General features: G+C 54.4%; 14 protein-coding genes. 9 read left to right on the top strand and 5 right to left on the bottom strand.

The window, feature by feature from the left end; genetic code table 11:
• Nucleotides 1–62: 62 nt before the first annotated feature.
• From ACMV5H_RS11905 to ACMV5H_RS11870, 8 genes are all read left to right on the top strand, one after another.
• Nucleotides 63–1,526, top strand: coding sequence for a gamma-aminobutyraldehyde dehydrogenase (locus ACMV5H_RS11905; protein WP_414821891.1), 1,464 nt, complete (start codon nucleotides 63–65; stop codon nucleotides 1,524–1,526).
• Between the two features lie 73 nt (nucleotides 1,527–1,599).
• Nucleotides 1,600–2,751, top strand: coding sequence for a putative ABC transporter substrate-binding protein YdcS (ydcS, locus tag ACMV5H_RS11900; protein ID WP_115160294.1), 1,152 nt, complete (start codon nucleotides 1,600–1,602; stop codon nucleotides 2,749–2,751).
• 160 nt (nucleotides 2,752–2,911) lie between these two features.
• Nucleotides 2,912–3,940, top strand: coding sequence for an ABC transporter ATP-binding protein (locus ACMV5H_RS11895; protein WP_115160293.1), 1,029 nt, complete (start codon nucleotides 2,912–2,914; stop codon nucleotides 3,938–3,940).
• 1 nt (nucleotide 3,941) lies between these two features.
• Nucleotides 3,942–4,886: an ABC transporter permease gene (locus ACMV5H_RS11890; RefSeq protein WP_021178882.1), complete on the top strand. Its 945-nt coding sequence runs from the start codon at nucleotides 3,942–3,944 to the stop codon at nucleotides 4,884–4,886.
• Nucleotides 4,876–5,682, top strand: coding sequence for an ABC transporter permease (locus ACMV5H_RS11885; protein WP_071683930.1), 807 nt, complete (start codon nucleotides 4,876–4,878; stop codon nucleotides 5,680–5,682). The genes ACMV5H_RS11890 and ACMV5H_RS11885 overlap by 11 nt, the downstream gene beginning before the upstream one ends.
• Before the next feature lie 48 nt (nucleotides 5,683–5,730).
• Nucleotides 5,731–7,155, top strand: a complete 1,425-nt coding sequence (gene patD, locus ACMV5H_RS11880; protein ID WP_414821890.1) for an aminobutyraldehyde dehydrogenase — start codon at nucleotides 5,731–5,733, stop codon at nucleotides 7,153–7,155.
• A 95-nt stretch (nucleotides 7,156–7,250) separates the two neighbouring features.
• Nucleotides 7,251–9,161, top strand: a complete 1,911-nt coding sequence (locus ACMV5H_RS11875; protein ID WP_414821889.1) for an NAD(P)-binding protein — start codon at nucleotides 7,251–7,253, stop codon at nucleotides 9,159–9,161.
• Nucleotides 9,158–10,339 carry a c-type cytochrome gene (locus ACMV5H_RS11870; protein ID WP_414821888.1) on the top strand — a complete coding sequence of 394 codons (1,182 nt, stop codon included), beginning with the start codon at nucleotides 9,158–9,160 and terminating at the stop codon, nucleotides 10,337–10,339. The genes ACMV5H_RS11875 and ACMV5H_RS11870 overlap by 4 nt, the downstream gene beginning before the upstream one ends.
• 337 nt (nucleotides 10,340–10,676) lie before the next feature.
• On the opposite strand, the gene ACMV5H_RS11865 is transcribed toward ACMV5H_RS11870, so the two are convergent.
• The 5 genes from ACMV5H_RS11865 to hmpA form a co-directional block, all read right to left on the bottom strand.
• Nucleotides 10,677–11,027, bottom strand: coding sequence for a hypothetical protein (locus ACMV5H_RS11865; protein WP_179252044.1), 351 nt, complete (start codon nucleotides 11,025–11,027; stop codon nucleotides 10,677–10,679).
• 769 nt (nucleotides 11,028–11,796) lie between these two features.
• Entirely contained in the window at nucleotides 11,797–12,264 is a 468-nt protein-coding gene (locus ACMV5H_RS11860; protein ID WP_414821887.1) for a hypothetical protein, read from the bottom strand.
• The gene (locus tag ACMV5H_RS11855; protein WP_414821886.1) at nucleotides 12,261–17,168 is read right to left on the bottom strand and encodes an RHS repeat-associated core domain-containing protein; all 4,908 of its coding nucleotides are present in this window, start codon (nucleotides 17,166–17,168) and stop codon (nucleotides 12,261–12,263) included. Before ACMV5H_RS11855 ends, ACMV5H_RS11860 begins: the two co-directional genes overlap by 4 nt.
• 10 nt (nucleotides 17,169–17,178) lie before the next feature.
• Entirely contained in the window at nucleotides 17,179–17,964 is a 786-nt protein-coding gene (locus ACMV5H_RS11850; protein WP_021807200.1) for a DUF4123 domain-containing protein, read from the bottom strand.
• A 413-nt stretch (nucleotides 17,965–18,377) separates the two neighbouring features.
• Nucleotides 18,378–19,568: an NO-inducible flavohemoprotein gene (hmpA, locus tag ACMV5H_RS11845; protein WP_094982796.1), complete on the bottom strand. Its 1,191-nt coding sequence runs from the start codon at nucleotides 19,566–19,568 to the stop codon at nucleotides 18,378–18,380.
• A 341-nt stretch (nucleotides 19,569–19,909) separates the two neighbouring features.
• On the opposite strand from hmpA, the gene glyA reads away from it, so the two are divergent.
• Nucleotides 19,910–21,163, top strand: coding sequence for a serine hydroxymethyltransferase (gene glyA, locus ACMV5H_RS11840; RefSeq protein WP_024529358.1), 1,254 nt, complete (start codon nucleotides 19,910–19,912; stop codon nucleotides 21,161–21,163).
• Nucleotides 21,164–21,254: the final 91 nt, after the last annotated feature.

Below are 21,254 nucleotides of genomic sequence, written 5' to 3'. Positions count from 1 at the left end.
TTAGTCTGATTAAAACTAACTTATCACATTTAGTTAACGTTTTTGTCACATGAGGCAGCGCAATGGCAGAGCTACAGTTGGTTTCCGGTTTATCCTGTCGGCAATTCATTAACGGCGAGTCGCTCGAGGGTGAAGGCCATCAGGAGACCATTGTTAATCCTGCCAACGGTGAAACCCTGGTTTCCATTGCCGAGGCAACGCCAACCCAGGTGGGGCGCGCAGTTGCCGCCGCGCAGCAGGCATTTCCCCACTGGTCACGCACCACTCCCGCTTTCCGAGCAACAATCCTGCTGCGTATTGCCGATGCCATCGAACGGCAGGCAGAACATCTGGCGCGCCTTGAAGCGCTGAACTGCGGTAAACCTTTCCATCAGGCACTGAACGACGATCTGCCCGCAGCCATTGACGTATTCCGCTTCTTCGCCGGGGCCGTGCGCACCCAGCAAGGCCAGTTGGCAGGTGAATATGTTGAGGGCCATACCTCCATGATCCGGCGTGACCCGGTCGGCGTGGTGGCCTCCATCGCACCATGGAATTATCCGCTGATGATGGCGGCCTGGAAGATTGCTCCGGCGCTTGCAGCCGGCAACACCGTAGTATTCAAGCCCTCCGAACATACGCCATTGACCATTCTGGCCTTGGTGCCTGCGTTGCAGGAAATCCTGCCGCCAGGCGTGTTGAACATTGTCTACGGCGGTGGCGAAGGGGTGGGCAGCCATCTGGTTGGTCATCCGCAGGTTCGTTTAGTGTCGATTACCGGCGATATCGTTACCGGGCAAAAAATCTTGCAGGCGGCGGTCAAAAGCGTCAAGCGCACCCACCTGGAACTGGGCGGTAAAGCCCCGGTGATCGTCTGTGACGATGCCGATCTGGATGAGGTCGTCAGCAGTATCCGTACCTTCGGTTACTACAATGCCGGGCAGGATTGCACCGCTGCCTGCCGCATTTACGCCCAGGCAGGCATCTATCCGAAGCTGGTGGAAGCCTTGGGGGAAGCGGTCGCCAGCCTGCGTTTTGCCCGCAAGCGTGATGAAGATAATGAAATCGGCCCGCTGATCAGCAGCCGCCAGCGTGACCGGGTCGCCAGCTTTGTCGAACGGGCTCTCAGCCAGCCACATATCGAATTGATTACTGGTGCGGCGGCACACTCTGGCCCTGGCTTTTACTATCAGCCCACGTTATTGGCTGGCTGCCTGCAAACCGATGAAATCGTCCAGCGCGAAGTGTTTGGCCCGGTGGTCAGCGTGACGCGTTTCGACACCCTGGAGCAGGCGGTGACTTGGGCCAACGATTCCGAATACGGTCTGGCCTCCTCGGTGTGGACACAGAATATCGACCGCGCGCTGCATATCGCGGCGCATCTGCAATATGGCAGCACCTGGATCAACACCCACTTTACGCTGGCGAGCGAAATGCCTCACGGCGGCTTAAAGCGCTCGGGCTACGGCAAAGATCTCTCCAGCGATTCATTACAGGATTACAGCGTTGTCCGGCACGTGATGGCGAAGTTCAAGGCTTCCTTCTAGCCACACGGCCGATAAAAAATCGGCGGCAACCGTTCCTTGCCGCATACCAACATGCAACACAGGGGTAATTACGATGGGAAAAACACACGCAATCACCACAGTCACCGCACTCTGTATGACGATCCTTTGCGGTATGGCTCAGGCCGCCGATACGCCACAGCCGTTGGGCAAGGGGGAAGGGCGGTTGGACATCATCGCCTGGCCCGGCTACATCGAACGTGGTCAGTCTGACAAGAACTACGACTGGGTGACTCAGTTTGAGAAACAGACCGGCTGTGCGGTGAATGTGAAAACCGCCGCGACCTCGGATGAAATGGTCAGCTTGATGGCAAAAGGCGGTTACGATCTGGTGACCGCTTCTGGCGATGCCTCGCTGCGCCTGATCTACGGCAAACGCGTGCAGCCAATCAATACCGCGCTGATCCCTAACTGGCAGAATATCGACCCACGCCTGATAAACGGCCCTTGGTACAACGTGGCGGGCAAAACCTACGGTACGCCATATCAGTGGGGGCCAAACCTGCTGATGTATAACACTAAAACCTTCCCGACACCGCCAGACAGCTGGGCCGTGGTGTTCCAGCAGCAAAACCTGCCGGACGGCAAGACCAATCAGGGCCGGGTGCAGGCTTACGACGGCCCAATCTATATCGCCGATGCGGCTCTGTTCCTGAAAGCGACCCAACCCCAGCTTGGTATCACCGACCCTTACCAACTGAACGAAGAGCAGTATCAGGCGGCACTGAAACTGCTGCGCAGCCAGCACGCGCTGATCCACCGCTACTGGCATGACACCTCGGTACAGATGAGCGATTTCAAAAACGAAGGCGTGGTGGCTTCCAGCGCCTGGCCATACCAGGCCAACGCCCTGAAAGGCGAAGGCCAGCCGATCGCTACCGTATTCCCGAAAGAAGGGGTTACTGGCTGGGCGGATACCACCATGTTGCACGCCGACGCCAAGCATCCAAGCTGCGCCTACCAGTGGATGAACTGGTCGCTTGAACCGAAGGTTCAGGGTGACGTTGCGGCCTGGTTTGGCTCGTTACCGGCAGTTCCTGCCGGTTGCAAAGCCAGCACCTTACTCGGTGACAAAGGGTGTGAAACCAACGGTTTCAACCAGTTCGACAAAATTGCCTTCTGGAAAACGCCCCAGGCCGAGGGCGGCAAGTTCGTCCCTTATAGCCGCTGGACCCAGGACTACATCGCCATCATGGGCGGTAGATAACCCTTATAGCTCTCACCTGCGAGCGCCAGACGGCTCCCCTGTGGGGGACCGTTCGAGTTTGCTGAGATGACCTTTTTACTTCCAAAAGGGCAGGGACAAACAGCTCCCTCTCCCTTTGGGAGAGGGTTGGGGTGAGGGGCAACATTTTGGAGCGTACATCATGACCATTGCTGTGCAATTTATCGATGTCTCGCGCATTTTCGGCGATGTTCGCGCCGTAGATCGGGTTTCTGTTGAAATACAGGACGGCGAGTTTTTCTCCATGCTTGGGCCTTCAGGCTCGGGTAAAACCACCTGCCTGCGGCTGATCGCTGGCTTTGAGCAACTTAGCTCCGGCTCCATCCGTATTCATGGGCAAGAGGCGAGCAATCTGCCGCCTTACCAGCGCGATGTGAACACCGTGTTCCAGGACTATGCGCTGTTCCCACACATGTCGGTGCTGGAGAACGTGGCCTATGGCCTGATGGTGAAAGGCGTTGCCAAGCGTGAACGGTTGGCGCGGGCGAATCAGGCATTGGAAAGCGTGGCGTTGGGGTTTGCTGCCGAACGTAAACCGGCGCACCTTTCCGGTGGCCAACGTCAGCGCGTGGCTCTGGCTCGTGCATTGGTCAATCGCCCACGCGTGCTGCTGCTGGACGAACCGCTTGGAGCGTTGGACCTGAAATTGCGTGAACAGATGCAAGGGGAGTTGAAGAAGCTGCAACGCCAGCTGGGCATCACCTTTATCTTCGTCACGCACGATCAAAGCGAAGCCCTATCAATGTCCGATCGGGTGGCGGTGTTCAACAACGGCCGTATTGAGCAGGTAGACGCGCCACGTGAACTGTATATGCGGCCAAGAACGCCGTTTGTTGCCGAGTTTGTCGGCACGTCCAACGTAGTACGCAGCGAGCTGGCGGAGCGGTTGCTGGGGCAATCGGCCACCTTCTCGATCCGTCCGGAGCATATTCGCCTGCTGGATCAAGGCGGTGCAACGCAAGGGGAAGTTCAGGTTCAGGGCACTTTGCAGGATATTCATTACCAAGGGGCGGCGACACGCTATGAAATCGCCCTGAGCAGCGGTGAGAAACTGCTGGTCAGCCAGGCTAACCCGCAGTGGCAGGCCGTGGCACAACAGCGCCTGATCGGTCAGCCGGTCACCGCCTGTTGGGCCAGAGAGGCAATGGTACCGCTGCTGGAGGAGAGGTGAGATGGACATGAGCATCGAGCAGCCGGCAGCGCCCGGCGGTAAAATTCGCGCGATTTCCACCTACCTATACCGCAAGCCAACGCTGTATCTGCTGCTGTTGCTGGTGCCACCGCTGCTGTGGTTTGGGGCGGTGTATCTGGGCTCGCTGCTGACCCTGCTGTGGCAAGGTTTTTACACCTTCGACGATTTCACCATGACGGTGACGCCGGATCTGACCTTCGCCAACCTGAGCGCGCTGTTCAACCCGGCCAACTATGACATCATCGTCCGTACGCTGACCATGGCGGTGGTCGTTTCGCTGGCCAGTGCGGTGTTGGCATTCCCCATCGCCTATTACATGGCCCGATACACCAGTGGCAGGGTAAAAGCGTTCTTTTACATCGCCGTGATGATGCCGATGTGGGCCAGCTACATCGTTAAAGCCTATGCCTGGACGCTGCTGCTGGCGAAAGACGGCGTGGCGCAGTGGTTCCTGCAACATATGGGGCTGGAGCCGGTATTGGCGAGCATTCTGAGCATTCCCGGCGTAGGGGGGAATACGCTATCGACCTCCGGTCTTGGGCGCTTCCTGGTGTTTGTCTATATTTGGCTGCCGTTCATGATCTTACCGATCCAGGCGGCGTTAGAGCGCTTGCCGCCTTCGCTACTGCACGCTTCTGCGGATCTGGGCGCGCGCCCGTCCCAAACGTTCCGCTATGTGATCCTGCCGCTGGCGGTACCGGGTATCGCAGCCGGTTCCATCTTCACTTTTTCACTGACGCTGGGTGACTTTATCGTGCCGCAGCTGGTGGGGCCGCCGGGCTACTTTATCGGCAGCATGGTGTATGCCCAACAGGGGGCAATCGGCAATATGCCGATGGCGGCCGCCTTTACGCTGGTGCCGATCGTTCTGATCGCCATTTATCTCTCGATTGTGAAACGCCTGGGGGCCTTCGATGCACTCTGAACGCGCGCCGTTAGGGCTGAAACTGGCCGCCTGGGGTGGCCTGATCTTCCTGCACTTCCCGATAGTGATTATTGCCATGTACGCCTTCAATACCGAAGACGCGGCATTCAGCTTCCCACCGCAGGGCTTTACCCTGCATTGGTTCAGCGTGGCGGCGGGGCGGCAGGACATTATTGATGCGGTACTGCTTTCGGTACAGATCGCCTGCCTGGCCACGGCGATTGCGCTGGTGCTTGGCACGCTGGCCGCAGCGGCGCTGTATCGCCGGGATTTCTTCGGCAAGGACAGCATTTCTCTGCTGCTGCTGTTACCTATTGCCTTGCCGGGGATCGTCACCGGTCTAGCATTGCTAGCGGCCTTCAAGGCGCTGAACATCGAACCGGGGATCATGACGATCGTCATCGGCCATGCCACCTTCTGCGTGGTGATCGTGTTCAACAACGTGATCGCCCGCTTCCGCCGTACCTCACACAGCCTGATCGAAGCCTCGATGGATTTGGGGGCTGATGGCTGGCAGACCTTCCGTTACGTGATCTTGCCGAATCTGGGCTCGGCACTGTTGGCGGGGGGGATGCTGGCGTTTGCCCTGTCATTCGACGAAATCATCGTGACCACCTTCACCGCTGGGCACGAACGTACGCTGCCGCTGTGGCTGCTGAACCAGTTGGGCCGCCCACGTGATGTGCCGATCACCAACGTGGTCGCGCTGTCGGTGATGGTATTGACGATGTTCCCGATCCTGGGCGCGTACTACCTGACCAAAGGCGGAGAAAGCGTCGCAGGCAGCGGTAAATAGCACCTCAATTCCTAAATAGCTTATGCCAATATTTCAAAGGATAACCCTATGCAAAGCCAACTGCTGATTAATGGTCAACTGGTTACCGGCCAGGGCGAAAAGTTGCCGGTCTACAACCCGGCAACGGGAGAAGTGATTGTTCAAGTGGCCGAGGCCAGCGCACGGCAGGTTGAAGAAGCCGTGCAGGCCGCCGATGCGGCGTTTGAACAGTGGGGGCAAACCACCCCGAAAGAGCGTGCCGAACACTTACTGGCGCTAGCGGACGTGATTGACCAGCATGCGGAAACCTTCGCCAAACTGGAGTCTCTCAACTGCGGCAAGCCTTATCACTGTGCGCTGAATGACGAACTGCCTGCGGTGGCCGATGTCTTCCGCTTCTTTGCCGGTGCCAGCCGTTGCCTGAGTGGCATGGCGGCCGGTGAATATCTGGCGGGGCACACTTCGATGATCCGCCGCGATCCGTTGGGCGTGGTGGCTTCGATTGCTCCCTGGAATTACCCACTGATGATGGCCGCCTGGAAGTTGGCACCCGCGTTGGCGGCAGGGAACTGCGTGGTGATCAAACCTTCTGAACAGACGCCGTTAACCACTTTCAAGCTGGCCGAACTGGCCGCTGGCGTGTTCCCGCCGGGCGTACTCAACGTGCTGTTTGGCCGTGGTGCCAGCGTGGGCGATGTGCTGACCGGACATGACAAGGTGCGCATGGTGTCTCTTACCGGCTCTATTGCTACCGGTGAGCATATCATTGCCCATACCGCTCCTGGGATTAAACGCACCCATATGGAGCTGGGCGGCAAAGCGCCGGTAATCGTCTTCGATGATGCCGATATCCAGCAGGTCGTTGACGGCATCCGCACCTTCGGTTTTTACAATGCCGGGCAGGATTGCACCGCCGCCTGTCGGATCTATGCGCAAAAAGGCATTTACCCACAGCTGGTGAAAGCGCTGGGTGAAGCGGTGGCCAGCTTGAAGATCGGGCCACCGGAAGACAGCAGTACCGAATTAGGGCCGTTGATCACTTCCCAGCATCTGGAGCGGGTGATTGGCTTTGTTGAGCGGGCCAAAGCACTGCCTCATATCCAGGTGGTCACCGGGGGCGAAAAAGTCGCTGGCCCTGGCTTCTATTTCCAACCAACGCTGTTGGCAGGCGCGCGCCAGGAAGATGAGATTGTCCAGCGTGAAGTGTTTGGCCCAGTAGTGACGGTGACGGAATTCGACGACGAGGTGCAGGTACTGGCCTGGGCCAACGCCTCCAATTACGGTCTTGCTTCCTCTTTGTGGACGCGTGACGTAGGGCGTGCCCATCGCCTGAGTGCGCGTTTGCAGTATGGCTGCACCTGGGTGAACACCCACTTTATGCTGGTGAGCGAAATGCCGCACGGCGGGCAGAAGCTGTCGGGCTATGGCAAAGACATGTCGATGTACGGGCTGGAGGATTACACCACCATTCGCCACGTGATGTTCAAACACTAATCTGCTTGATCTGGCAAGATTTATAAGCACAATAGCGCGGCTCTCAGGCTGGTTTCGGCTGGCCTGATAATAATAAAGAATAAAAGGACGCTTTTATGGCTATCACCCGTCGCGATTTTCTTAATGGGGTGGCGATTACCATCGCTGCCGGGCTAACGCCGATGCAGATCCTGCGCGCATCGCCGCAAGCCGCCCATCAAACTCTGTACTACCCACCCGCGTTAACTGGTCTGCGTGGCAATCACCCAGGCTCATTCGAACATGCCCACCAACTGGGGCGTGATGGCAAAACCTTTGATTTTGGCAACCTGCCGATCGAGGAAGAATTCGATCTGGTGGTCGTTGGCGCTGGCATCAGCGGCCTGGCGGCGGCCTGTTTCTGGCAGCAAATGAAGGGCAAACAGCAACGTATTTTGCTGATTGATAACCATGATGACTTTGGCGGCCACGCCAAGCGTAACGAATTCAGCAGCGAGAACGGCACCCTCCTCGGTTACGGGGGCAGCGAATCATTACAGTCGCCACGTTCCAACTTCAGTCCGGTCGCCATGGGGTTGCTGAAAAATCTGGGCGTTAACCTGGACGGTATGGAAAAGGCCTTCGATACCACTTTCTATCCGGACCTCAATCTCAGCCGTGGCGTCTACTTTGATCGCCAGAACTTTGGCGTTGATAAGGTAGTGAGTGGCGATCCGGGCCGCGTGGTGGCGGATGATATTCCGCGTGATCGCCTCAATGGTCGCTCTTATGAAGATTTTATCAACGACTTCCCGTTGCCGCAGGCCGATCGCCAGGCCTTGATTGCGTTGCACACCGTCGAAAAAGACTACCTGCCGGGCCTGAGCCAGGAAGAGAAGGTGGCCTGGTTGGACAAGCACAGCTATAGCCAGTTCCTGCGCGAGAAAGTAGGGCTGAGCGAAATGGCGATCCGCTATTTCCAGCAAACCACCAACGATTTTCAGGCCGTCGGCATTGATGCGACCTCTTGCAGCGATGCCCGCATCTGTGATCTGCCAGGCTTGAACGGTATGAACCTGCCGCCGCTGGGTGAGGAATCGCAGGCCGATCTTGACGATCCCTATGTATTCCACTTCCCGGATGGCAACGCTACGCTGGCTCGCCTGATGGTGCGTCATTTGATCCCGGCGGTAGCACCGGGTGGCAAAGATATGAACGACGTCATCCTGGCAAAGTTTGATTACAGCCAGCTGGATCGCCCCGAGTCGCCGGTGAAACTACGCTTGAACAGCACCGGGCTGCACGTGGCCAACGTGGGTGATAAGGCCGAGGTGACCTATATCAACGGCGAGAAGATGGTCAAAGTACGTGCCGGGCAAGTGGTGATGGCCGGTTACAATATGATGATCCCTTATCTGATCCCGGAAATGCCTCACGAGCAGCAAGAGGCGCTGAAGCAGAACGTCAAATCGCCGTTGGTGTACAGCAAGGTGGTGATCCGCAACTGGCAGCCGTTTATCAAACTGGGGGTGCATGAAGTGTATGCCCCGACCGCGCCTTATAGCCGGGTGAAATTGGACTACCCGGTAAGCATGGGGGGATATCAGCACCCACGCGATCCAAACCAGCCTATCGGGCTGCATATGGTGTATGTGCCGACATTGCCCGGCAGCGGCCTTAGCCCGCGTGAACAGTCGCGCAAAGGGCGAGCGTTGTTGCTAGGAACCCCGTTTGAGGTACACGAGCAGATGATCCGTGAGCAGCTGCAGGGCATGTTAGGTGCTGCCGGATTTGATCATCAGCGGGATATTCAGGCGATCACCGTCAACCGCTGGTCGCACGGTTACTCCTATTTCCTCAACGGCATGTTCGATGATGAAGATGAGTCCCAAAAGGTCATCGAAACCGCGCGGCAACCGATCGGCAAGATCGTCATTGCCAATTCCGATTCCGACTGGAGCCCGTATGCCAACTCGGCGATCGATCAGGCTTGGCGAGCCGTGAATGAACTGGCCTACGGCAAGGTTACTGCCAAGGAGGGGGTATGACATTACGTCCGTGGTATCTGATGCTGTTGCTGGCTGGTGGTTCGGCTCACGCCATGTCCGCCGGGGAATACGTGGCCAAGGCAGGGGACTGTACGGCTTGCCATACCGCTCCGGGTGGTAAGGAACTGGCGGGCGGGATGAAGTTCCCAACGCCGGTAGGGGATATCTATGCCACCAATATCACGCCGGATAAACAGCAAGGTATTGGCAGCTACAGCTTTGCAGAGTTCAACCGTGCCATGCGGCAGGGCGTGGCCAAAGATGGGCATCGTCTGTATCCCGCCATGCCTTATACCTCCTACGCCAAAATGAGCCAGCAGGACATGCGCGCTCTGTATGACTACCTGATGCACGAAGTCCCGGCGCAAGACACTGCCAACCGGGAAAGCGATATCAGCTGGCCGCTGTCCATGCGTTGGCCGTTAGCGGTATGGAATACGCTGTTCCATGAAGACCAAACCTATCAGCAAGACAGTAAGCAAAGCGTCCAGTGGAACCGCGGCGCCTATCTGGTGCAGGGGCTGGGCCACTGTGGCAGTTGCCATACTCCGCGCGGCTGGGCGATGCAGGAAAAAGGGCTGGATAACCAATCCCCTGAGTTCCTGAGCGGCGCAGAGTTGGATGGTTGGTATGCCCCGAGCCTGCGTGGGTTGAAGCCGGATGATGTGGTTGCGCTGCTGAAAAGCGGCCGTAGCCAACATGCGGCAGTGGCCGGGCCGATGAGCGACGTCGTGGCGCACAGCACGCAATACCTCAGCGATGACGACTTAAAGGCTATCGCGCAGTATGTACACAGCCTGGAGATAGAGGCACCGAAACCTGTAGCAACCATGGCGGCATCAAGCGCGAGCATGGCTTCTGGCGGGCAGATCTATGCGATGTACTGCTCAACTTGCCATGGCAATCAGGGGGAGGGGAGCGACAACGTCATACCTGCTCTGGCGGGTAATCTGTCGGTGACGGCGGATAATCCGCTGACCGCCTTGCGCGTGGTGCTGGAGGGGGCGCATACGCCCGTCACCCAACATGCACCATCGATCGTTATGCCGGGCTATGGCTGGGTGCTCAACGATCAGAAGGCTGCCGATCTGATGAGCTATCTGCGCGGGAGCTGGGGGAACCAGGCTGCGCCGGTGACGGCGGAACAGGTACGAGATGCGTGGACGCGGACCCAATAACAGGGTGTTGCGGTGTGTTACTCTGTGCTTGATTTATAGGGTTCGAACATGTTCGAACCCTATAACTTCAGCCACTCTCATCGAATGCCACCTCCAGATTGTCGAAGCGCCGTATATCGTACCCAGGCAACCCCCACCGTACACACCAAATTAATATCATGTCTGCGATAAACGCTACCGCCAGATTGCCGTTGAGGGTTACCAGGTAGCTATTCATATTGCTCAGGTCGATATTTTTACGGTATCGACCTGAGCCAGTATTATTTAATGAGAAAGCTAAAAATAATGCCGGGAGTGTTTTAATGTTCTCTTCTGGTTTTTATTTTGGAGAATCAATTTAATTGAAGGGTAGTTTGCCTCCTTCCTTCATAAAATATTCCAAGCATTTTGTGAATATATGTCTTTCTTTGGTTTTTATAATGTCAATCACTTCGACATTTATGACCATTCCTTTTTTGTTATATTCATTCTTTTGCATTACTAAAACAAAGTCTCCGTTAGGAGTTCCTACTGGCTCATACCTGGAGTCAAAGCTTAGCCTCATCAACTTACTATAACCACTAATTAACACTGAGGAATAAAAGTAATCAATGTACTTATCTACAGGGTCTATGTTGAAAAAATTATTAATGCTAATGGCCCATCCTGTAGGAACCCTGATCGGCTGAAGGTCAATATTCTCTTTCATCACTACTTGGCTCCTAGGATATATTTACTAACTTGGCATTAAGTTGTAAGGAAACGATGAATAACTGGAACGACTGTGTTGGTCAGCTCGAATATAACCCAATCCATTAGTTTTCCAGTATTATATCCGACACCCTGATTGGTTTTTTTATAAAACACAAACCTAGTTCTGTCACTCTTGGGATATAACAATGAAGCCCGGATGGTTATATAAATACTCTTTCCGGGGTTTTAATTATCAACCTTCCTCTACACATTTATCAGTAATAAAAGAGCTTACATTTAATTGAACAAAAACATTCTTAATGAACTTATATCGACTCAGTTTTTCAGTGTTTTTCCCATTGAAAATTGATATATTTATCAATGATATAAACTTCTTATTGTCTTCATATAACCTTTCTTGAGAACTCGCAATGTAATTGTCGGTAATGGTTAATTTATCTGCATAGAGACCAGAGTAATTAAAGTAAACTCCAAAATAGGAACTATCATGCTCTGCACATGTGATATCCCTTTTTTTTCAAGCAGTTCCTTTAGTTCTTCTTTTATTTTATCACTTCCGCATTTTAAATAATATGATTTTTTCATTCGTTATCCACTATGTTTACCAAGTATTCCTTTTACTTTGATAACGATGATGTTGATAGCGCAGTCCGCTATCAACATCATGGCGCGATCCCTAAAAACGCAACGATTACGGAAAATAATATATATCTTAGGTTAATGTAAAAGGCGACTTTTAAAATCGCCATTTTTATTAAACATCACTAATTCATTGTTAAATCAATAATTAGGTTATCTACCCATATGTCAAAATTGTTTTTTGACATCATAAAGAAAGCATGTAAAAGATCATTGGGTTCACATGAAACCACATGATCTTTAGTTATCCCTTTCTCAGCAAAAAATGTCAAAAAAATCTTAACATTAGATAAATCATTAATTATTGCAAAATTTTTAATTTCACAAGCAAAATCAATAATTACCTTTGGCGGATTATCGAAGTCAACCCAATCCTCAAACTCGCCAGAAAATTCTTTATTTACGAACTCAATGAAATATTCACTTTTTCCACTTTGAAAATATGTTTTTTTTACTTGCCTTATATCTTTATCAAGTAATACTTCAAACCCTATTTTTTCAAAGTTTGATAAACCAAGCAAACCTTGCTTGCTTTCTTTATAATACTCAAATGAAATCATTTGAGTGCAATCAAAGTTTTCAATAGTAATCATTGGGCATACTTCCCATTATAGACGTGAAGATATAGTTGTTTAATATCCTTGTTTGTCGGTAAGGTTACACCACCATTACTCGTTTTTGAACCTTGCGAACCATATATGGAGCCATCTTTAGGCGATACATTTCTAATAGGCTGATGGACATGAGGACTTATTCCCCCGTGAGAGTCAAGACCATAGCGCTTAAATTGACCACCAACATTCCCATTGTTGTTATTAAACCCTGGAGACTTTGTATATAACCCAGTTTCTCTATCTTGTGATACATGATTTTTCATAAAGCCTTCACGAGTTCTATCTCCTGGTTGAGGTGGTAAACCTCCCATATTTGACAATTCCCTAGCAGCCTTACTTGACTCAATATTATCAAGAACACGTTGTTTCATTGGGCTACTAGCCATCAAGTCATCGCAAGGCACTCCAGCCAACCCCAGCGGATCCACCCACCCGGTAGGGTTAGGTACATATTGCGTCTGGTTCAGCCCACCGGCCAGCCCAATAGGGTCAGGGGTGATAAACCTTGCGGTCTCCGGCGAGTAATAGCGATACCGGTTATAGTGCAACCCGCTTTCAGCATCGAAGTACTGCCCCTGAAAACGCAGTGGTTGCGGCACAGATTCAACGAACGCTACCGCCAGATTGCCGTAGGCGCGGTACGCCGCGCTCCAGGCAATCTGTCCTTTGCCATTGACCAGTTCCTGCGGGGTACCAAGGTGGTCATTCAGGTAGTAGTAAATCTCCGACTTGCGTCCTTTGCCCAGTAACTGCGCCAACGGCACAAAGCTGCCGGGGCTGTACAGGTAACTTTTATAGGTCGCCAGGTGCGCCGGTTTTGGGTCATCCGCTGTGAAGATATTATCATCGTCGGCGCATTCTGCCACCATCCGCTCACCCTGCCAGAAGAACCGGGTTATGGCATCAGGCCGTTGGGCTAGCAGGTCCTGTTTTTGGATGCGTCGACCAAAGGCATCATAGGTATAGGCAAAATGGGTTTTCTGCCCCTGGCGTTGTTCAATAAATTCCACCAGCCGATGCTGGCAGTCATAACGGAACTCCCGCACCCACAGTGGCTTGGTGCTGCGCACTTCACGTATCAGGTTGCCAAACTCGTCATACTCGAACCGCACATCGCCTTTCTGCTTCAGCAGGTTGCCACGCACTTGTGTTCCACGGGAGGCAGCATCGTTCCCCAATACGTTACCCGCTGCATCGTGCGTAAACTGTTCACTGATACCCCTCCAGCGCAGCGCCTGCGGCAAGGCTTCGGGGTAGGCTATCGGGTGGTGCAGCGCTTCGGTCAGGCGATGTTGCTTATCGTAGCGGTATTCCCGGTTGCCTTTGTGCGGGTCGAGGATCTGTGTCAGGTTACCTGCCGGGTCGTACTCGTAGCGGCGCTGCATCACCGGCGTCACGTCTGGGGCGTCACCCTCCATTTCTGCCTGGACCACGGCGGTAGCCCGTTGATGGCGCAAGCGTTGCTGCGCGTCATAATCAAACTCGCTGACTACCTCACCGGTAATGCGTCGGGTTTCCCGCTCGCCGCGATACTGGTGTTCACTGAGTATGCGGCCATTCAGGTCAATGCGTGAGACTTGCCCCTGTTGGTAGTGGTAAGCCAGCAGGTTGCCATCGGGCAGGCGTTGGCGTGTCAGGTTGCCCGCGCTGTCATAGCCGTAAAACAGGCTGGCAAAGCCCTGATATTCCTCCGTCAGTCGACCAACCTCATCATAGCCGTACGCCAATGGCCAATGCCCATCATCCACCAGGCGCAGGCGGTTAAAGGTGTCGTAGGCGTAACTGACTTCCTTGCCGTCCGGCAACACTTTGCGAACCAGCCTACCGGCAGCATCCCGCTCGTAGCGAGTCACCAGCGCGGTCTGTTCACTCTGGCTGGTGCCGTACTCGGTGCGTTGGGTCAGATGCCCGTTAAGGTCGTAGTTATAGAGGAAGTGGCGTCCGTCAACGGTGTGCTCTTCACTCACCAACCCGTTGGGGTGATAGGCCAGCCGATGATGTTCGCCATTCTGGTTGATGATGTCGCTGACGAAGTTCTTCGGGTTGTCATAGCGGTATTCCACCTGGCTGAGGTCAGGGTAAATGACCCGGCTCACCAGATGGGAGTTTGGATGGTATTCGTATTGGGTGGTCAGCCCCTTTTCATCACGCTCGCTGGTCACCTTGCCGTAGGCGTTGTAGCGGTAGTGGCGCGCTGTGCCGTCAGGCGCGTGAATAGCCTCCAGCCGGTTGGCGGCATTCCAGGTATAACGGGTGCCGTTGATCCCGGCCTCGTCCAGTGGGCTGTCGCTGTGCCGGATCACTTGCCCCAGCAGGTTGTAACGATAATAGTGGGTCAGCCCGTTGCGCTGATGGTGTTCCAGCACCTGGCCAAAGGCATCGCGGACAAAGTGCTCGCGGCTGCCATCCGGGTATTGCACCTCGTTGAGTGCCCCTTGCTCAGACCACAGGTAGTGGCAGGTATTGCCCAACGCATCGGTTTCTTCCGTCAGGTTGCCCTGCGTGTCGTAGCGATACCGTTCACGGATTTTGTCCTCCTGATCGAGGCTCCAGGTGGTTTTCTCTACGACCCGGCCACGCGAATAACGGTATTGGGTCTCTTGTCCGTCAGGAGTGCGCACCCAGGTGCACTGCAGTTCACCGTTATAGCCATATTCGGTGCGGTTGCCCAACGGATCGGTTTCACTCAGCAGCTCACTGCGTTCACCGTATTCATTGAGGTGGGTCGCGCCGTCCGGGTCGACCTTCTTTATCAGGCGACGAAAGCGGGTGTCATGTTGCCAGGTCTCCCGTGAACCGTCCTGATGAACCAGGGTGACGGCCCCGGGTTGTTCATCCCACAGAAAACGCTGGTCAAAGTTAGGCAGGTTGCTCCAGTGGCGCACCGCACGAGCTTGTTTGCCTTCCCCTTGCCATTCCCAATAAAACTCAGCCCCGCCGGCCAACTGCCGCAGGCTGAATACATAATCATCACGATACTGATAGCGCTCGGCTTCCCCGGCCGCATTGATAGCGGCACTCAGTTGCCCCCGCTCATCGTACTCATAGGTCATCAGCGGGTGGAGAGCCTCTTCCCGGCCCGATTCAGGGGTCAGGCTCAGCTGCGTCAGGCGCCAGCCTTGAGGGAATTCCTGATAGCTGAACTGCAAGGCAGCACCAGCCGGATGTTCCAGCCGAACAGGTAAGCCATCGTGATAGTGCAGGGTCAACCGCAACTGGCGGTGTGAAAGGCCGGTGATGCGCCCGGTCGTTTGCCCCGTAACCCGATGCACATGCAACACCCAGCCTTCCATGCTACCGGCCATCAGGCAGTAGCTGTCAGGTTCCTCGTCCAGATAGGCGGCGGCCCCGGCTACATAATTAAGCCCACTTGGGGAAACTTCGGTAGGTAACGGCAGAATGGTGGTGAGGGTTTGATGATCGGTCCAGTGCAGTTCATCACCGATAAACTCGACGGTATGCTGCAGGCTATGGCTCCAGCCAAAACCAAACACCGACGTGCGTTCGACCGCGGTGGTGCGGTACTGACGCTGGAAGATAAAGGGCGTCAGGCCAATCAGTTGCCCATCGTCCAGAGTAAGCAACTCTTCGCCGTTGATCAGTGAAACCGGGCAGCCGGTGCCGGGGGTGCACTGCGAGTTCACCGTGGGCTGGTCAGCCGCATTTGTCGCGGGGTTGTTTTTCACCGTGCCTGAGTTATCCACCAGACCAGTATGGTTTGACGAACCCAGCTGGTTTTTCCGATCCTGTTTCAACTTGGCATTGGCCTGGCGCTTGAGGTTCAGTTGGCGGGTCTTCTCAAAGAACCGTTTGACCAGTTCCAGGGTGGCAAACAGAATCGTCTTCAGCCCCTGCCAGACAGACTGCAATGCGTTGCCCAGTTTCTTGAGCAATCTGCCTACCTTATAGATCAGGAACGCCACGCCCAACCCGGCGGTCACCAGGGTCAGCAGCGCCCCGAAGACAATGCCGACCAACGCATCGCTGATAATGGACCCCCCTATTTTTACCATCGGTTCCAGTAGTGCACCCCAGGGGTACATACGCACTTGCAGTTCTACCGAACGCATAAACAGGTACAGCGCAGCTTCATCATTGAACAGCGCCAACAGCTCGCGGGCCATCTGCTTGCTGCCTTCCAGCAGGGACTTCAGCTTCTGTTCATCTACCTGGGTGATCAGATCTTTATACTTACCCGCTTCCGCATAGATTTTCTGCCCGTACTTTGCGGGGTCGGTGATCACGTCGTAGGCCAGTTTCACGTCGTCCCACAGCCCAAACATGCCGTCGTACAGCCCAGCGCCCAGCGCGGTCAACAGGCCGGCATTGATTGGGCTCAGCTGCCACTGCGGCCTGTAGGTCTGCCATTGCGTTGACAAGGTGTCGTACATCTCCAGCATCAGGCCGTCATAGGCTTGCAGCATCTGGTCATTGTGCTGCTCCAGCTGGGGATCGGTGGCTTTAACGTAATATTTCTTGCCCGCAGTCAGACCAGGGAAACGCGCTATGCCTTGCTCATCGGTCTGCTGGGTAGCCACCTTCGAGTCAAAACCAAAACTGACATCCTCATAGATCTCAATGGTCACATCGGGGATGGGCAGTTCAAGTGTGGACTCATAGGCGAGGGCCACCTTGATCTCGCCACTCTTCGGGCAGGTCACTACGCTACTCTCAAAGCTGCGATCGTTTTCCGAGACCACGGTCTTGCTGTCGTTGAGCCGCAGGGTTTTTTCCATCTCCAGCGTCGGCCCACCTAAGCGCCCGGAAATGCTGCTGGCCGTGGCCCACTCCTTGACGATCTGCCGATACTCTTGGGTGATCAGGGTCTTGTTTTTGAAGCCCAGCAAGGCATTGTCAATACTCGCAATATATTCGGTCGTCATAGTCCATTACTCACGGTCGAAAAGAGGAAACGTTGAAGGTGATCACCTCGAACGGATTGGTACGGCGGCTCAGCGCATCTACCAGGGCCTGGGACAACCGGGCGGTTCGCTTCTTCGGATCTGGCGTCTGTTGCCAGACCTGTGGGTAAAGCCGCAGCGCTATCTGGCGCAAAACCGGTTCTGGCACGGCTTGATAGAGTTCAAACTCATTCTCGCGCAGCCAGGTCAGCTGGTTGGCGATCAGCGGCTCCGGATCTTCATCCAGCAGAGCATCCACCATCCCTTGGGGCACCTGCCACCAGGGGCTGATCTGGGCCTGCGCAGAAGGATCTACCGGGCAGGTAAAACCCTCGCCGTTCACCCAGTAATCGGAGAATACCGGCAGGATAGAGCGCCACTCATTGCCAAAGTAGCGCAGGTAAGCTGGCAGATAGCGCCCATCCCAATAGCGGAAAAACACCGCTTTGCCGCTGGGCATGATCACCTGCGTCAAACCGGCAAGGTGGGCCGCCAGGGCAGCCTGCGGCAACGGCGAACGTGCCAGCCAGCCCCAGTTGCGTAAAGGGGTTTCTGCCACCCAGCGTAAGAATGGGCTGCCTTCGTTTAGTTGCACCAGTACCGGCATCACTTCAAACCAGTTGGCATAGGGCGTATTGGCGTAAAGCCCGTGCGGCGTGCGGCTGCCGTCCTCACGGTAATAGGCCTTGATGCCTTGCGCACCATGGGTATTGGCCAGGATGGCATACAACGGTGTACCCGCCGTGTTTCTTACCCAGTCCTGTACGGTCTGTTGCATCTCTGTACCTCCTTGAAGATGACGCAAATAGTGAGTCCACTGATGCGATCAACGTACACTTTCCATAATTAACAACGTGAATGAACAGCTATGGTTGCCAAAAAAGGTATTAGCCTGACGGGAGTATGGCGAGAGTGGCGGATCAGATTACTGGCGAAAATACAGCGGGATGCTGAAAGCTGGATCATCCTTGCGCTCCATGCAAAGTCCTTATCAATGGGGCGTAGATTTACCACAATGTCGGTTTAAAAACGATAGTGGAAAGGGGAATAACATTAAGGAAATTGTAGGTTTTAGATTGAGGTCAAATCCGTTGATAATTTTCGCGGGTACCGTTTCTTAGGCACCCGCACTTATCGCGCAAAGTAATCAATAACATTCGCACCTGATAATGTTATCAAGACACTAGAATGTTACAGCACCTTATGCGGGCCGAAGCATTCGTAGTGGATACGTTCGGCCTCCACGCCCATCTCAAGCAACTGCTTACCCACGTGCTGCATAAACGGCACCGGGCCACAGAAGTAGTAATGCATCTGCGGATCGCTCAACTCGCTACGCAATGCGCTCAGATCCATCAGGCCCTGGCTGTGATAATCGCGGCCCTGCACATCATCGGCATTGGGTTCACGGTACCAGACATGACGGCTCAGATTAGGCATACGCCCGGCGATATCCGCCACTTCGTCGGCAAAAGCATGCACCGCACCGTTTTCTGCAGCATGTAACCAGTGGATGTTGGCCGGATGCTGATTGTTGTGCAGGGTGTTAAGCATCCCCAGCATTGGCGTTTGGCCAACGCCTGCCGAGATTAATGCCACTGGCGTAGTCGGTTCTACCTGCAGGAAGAAATCGCCGTGTGGTGCCGCAAGATGAATGATATCGCCTTCTTTGGCCTGCTGATGTAGGAAGTTGGAAACGGCGCCCCGTTCCTCACGTTTGACCGCGATACGATAATATTCCCCGTTCGGTGCGGTGGTGAGTGAATATTGGCGGATCTCCTGATGTTGCAGGCTGTCATCGTTAATATAAATCGCCAGATACTGGCCTGGCTGATAATCGGCCACGCGACCACCGTCTACTGGAGCCAGTACAAAGCTGGATATGACCTCGCTCTGAGGCTGTTTTTTCACGATGCGGAAGGCACGCAAATCACGCCAGCCACCGTCACTCTTTTCCGTTTCCTGATAGATCTGGCCTTCACGCTGAATAAACACGTTGGCCAGCACCCCGTAGGCTTTTCCCCAGGCATCAAGCACTTCCTGGCCAGGGCTGAGCATTTCGTCCAACGTGGCTAACAGGTGGTGGCCGACAATCTGATACTGATCGGGCTGGATATTGAAGCTGGCGTGCTTCTGGGCAATGCGTTCTACCGCAGGCAGCAGGGCGGCCAGGTTTTCCAGATTGCTGGCGTAAGCGCAGATGGCATCGAACAACGCCTGGCGCTGATCGCCGTTACGCTGGTTGCTCATATTGAAAATATCTTTCAATTCAGGGTTATGGGCAAACATGCGATCGTAGAAGTGGGCGGTCAGTTTGGGGCCGGTTTCGGCTAACAGGGGAATGGTCGATTTAACGGTGGCGATGGTTTGACTATCCAGCATGGTGATACTCCTTGGCGGGCGTTTTATGTTTGTCTAATAGGTGTATTTTAAATGCATCTTATAAAATTACCCCGTGCTTGTAAATATCCCTGTTATTGTTATGGGGTTGTTAACCGTCGATCGCCTTCACAGAACATGAAAAAAGCGCATTTTGTTGATGAGTAAAACTCCGTTGCCAAAATGTGGCCTTTAAGGGTTCAAAGCCTTACGCCACGTGATGCCAATCGTTTGCGTAAAAACCTCTGTCAAGACCTATCTTCGATAGGCCGAAACGGTTTACACTGTTGCCCAGCACCCGTAGGGGTAAATTAAGTTAGCTGATTTCAGTCAGGAGATGCCGGATGTTAAAGCGTGAAATGAACATTGCTGATTATGATGCCGAACTGTGGCATGCAATGGAGCAGGAAGTCGTGCGTCAGGAAGAGCACATTGAGCTGATTGCGTCTGAGAACTACACCAGCCCGCGCGTGATGCAGGCTCAGGGTTCCCAACTGACCAACAAATACGCAGAAGGCTATCCAGGCAAGCGTTACTACGGCGGTTGCGAATACGTTGATATCGTTGAGCAACTGGCGATCGATCGCGCCAAAGAGCTGTTCGGTGCTGACTATGCCAACGTGCAGCCACACTCAGGTTCCCAGGCTAACTTTGCCGTTTATACCGCACTGCTGCAGCCGGGCGACACCATCCTGGGGATGAACCTGGCACACGGCGGCCACCTGACGCACGGTTCACCGGTAAACCTGTCCGGTAAGCTGTATAACGTGGTGCCTTACGGCATCGACGAAACTGGGCAGATTGACTATAACGATCTGGCCAAACAGGCGCAGACCCACAAACCAAAAATGATCATCGGCGGTTTCTCTGCCTTCTCCGGTGTGGTTGATTGGGCAAAAATGCGTGAAATCGCAGACAGCATCGGCGCTTATCTGTTCGTGGATATGGCACACGTGGCGGGCCTGATTGCCGCTGGCGTTTACCCGAACCCGGTTCCTCATGCCCACGTCGTGACCACCACCACCCATAAAACGCTGGCGGGTCCGCGCGGTGGCCTGATCCTGGCCAAAGGTGGTGATGAAGAGCTGTATAAGAAGCTGAACTCTGCTGTCTTCCCCGGTGGCCAGGGCGGCCCGCTGATGCACGTGATCGCCGGTAAAGCGGTAGCGTTGAAAGAAGCGATGGAGCCTGAGTTCAAGGTTTACCAGCAGCAAGTGGCCGATAACGCCAAAGCGATGGTGAAAGTGTTCCTGGAGCGCGGTTACAAAGTGGTTTCCGGCGGCACCTATAACCACCTGTTCCTGCTGGATCTGGTAGATAAGAACCTGACCGGTAAAGAAGCCGATGCCGCGTTGGGCCGTGCTAACATCACGGTTAACAAAAACAGCGTGCCAAACGATCCGAAGAGCCCGTTTGTGACTTCTGGCATCCGTCTGGGTACTCCAGCGGTGACTCGCCGTGGCTTTAAAGAAGCCGAAGTGCGTGAACTGGCTGGCTGGATTTGTGACGTGCTGGACAACCTGAACGACGAAGCCACCATCGAACGTACCAAGAAGAAAGTGCTGGATATCTGCGCTCGCTTCCCGGTTTACGCCTAAGTACTTTGATTGGTTTGCAGATAAACCCGCCTCGGCGGGTTTTTTTTAGCATTGTTGCAGCTAAACTGTGAACTGCTTTGCACTATAGCCC

This window comes from Serratia sp. N21D137 (assembly GCF_047530005.1).
GTDB lineage: Bacteria > Pseudomonadota > Gammaproteobacteria > Enterobacterales > Enterobacteriaceae > Chania > Chania fonticola_B.
Note: the sequence above shows the minus strand (reverse complement) of the source record. Positions and strands in the feature narration are given on the sequence as shown.

Excerpts from the sequence above, each read along its gene's own strand:
- ACMV5H_RS11895 (WP_115160293.1), top strand. The coding sequence starts at position 2,912 with ATGACCATTGCTGTGCAATTTATCGATGTCTCGCGCATTTTCGGCGAT.
- ACMV5H_RS11905 (WP_414821891.1), top strand. The coding sequence starts at position 63 with ATGGCAGAGCTACAGTTGGTTTCCGGTTTATCCTGTCGGCAATTCATT.
- ACMV5H_RS11890 (WP_021178882.1), top strand. The coding sequence starts at position 3,942 with ATGGACATGAGCATCGAGCAGCCGGCAGCGCCCGGCGGTAAAATTCGC.
- patD (WP_414821890.1), top strand. The coding sequence starts at position 5,731 with ATGCAAAGCCAACTGCTGATTAATGGTCAACTGGTTACCGGCCAGGGC.
- ACMV5H_RS11860 (WP_414821887.1), bottom strand. The coding sequence starts at position 12,264 with ATGATTACTATTGAAAACTTTGATTGCACTCAAATGATTTCATTTGAG.
- ydcS (WP_115160294.1), top strand. The coding sequence starts at position 1,600 with ATGGGAAAAACACACGCAATCACCACAGTCACCGCACTCTGTATGACG.
- ACMV5H_RS11855 (WP_414821886.1), bottom strand. The coding sequence starts at position 17,168 with ATGACGACCGAATATATTGCGAGTATTGACAATGCCTTGCTGGGCTTC.
- ACMV5H_RS11870 (WP_414821888.1), top strand. The coding sequence starts at position 9,158 with ATGACATTACGTCCGTGGTATCTGATGCTGTTGCTGGCTGGTGGTTCG.
- glyA (WP_024529358.1), top strand. The coding sequence starts at position 19,910 with ATGTTAAAGCGTGAAATGAACATTGCTGATTATGATGCCGAACTGTGG.
- ACMV5H_RS11875 (WP_414821889.1), top strand. The coding sequence starts at position 7,251 with ATGGCTATCACCCGTCGCGATTTTCTTAATGGGGTGGCGATTACCATC.
- ACMV5H_RS11865 (WP_179252044.1), bottom strand. The coding sequence starts at position 11,027 with ATGAAAGAGAATATTGACCTTCAGCCGATCAGGGTTCCTACAGGATGG.
- ACMV5H_RS11850 (WP_021807200.1), bottom strand. The coding sequence starts at position 17,964 with ATGCAACAGACCGTACAGGACTGGGTAAGAAACACGGCGGGTACACCG.
- hmpA (WP_094982796.1), bottom strand. The coding sequence starts at position 19,568 with ATGCTGGATAGTCAAACCATCGCCACCGTTAAATCGACCATTCCCCTG.
- ACMV5H_RS11885 (WP_071683930.1), top strand. The coding sequence starts at position 4,876 with ATGCACTCTGAACGCGCGCCGTTAGGGCTGAAACTGGCCGCCTGGGGT.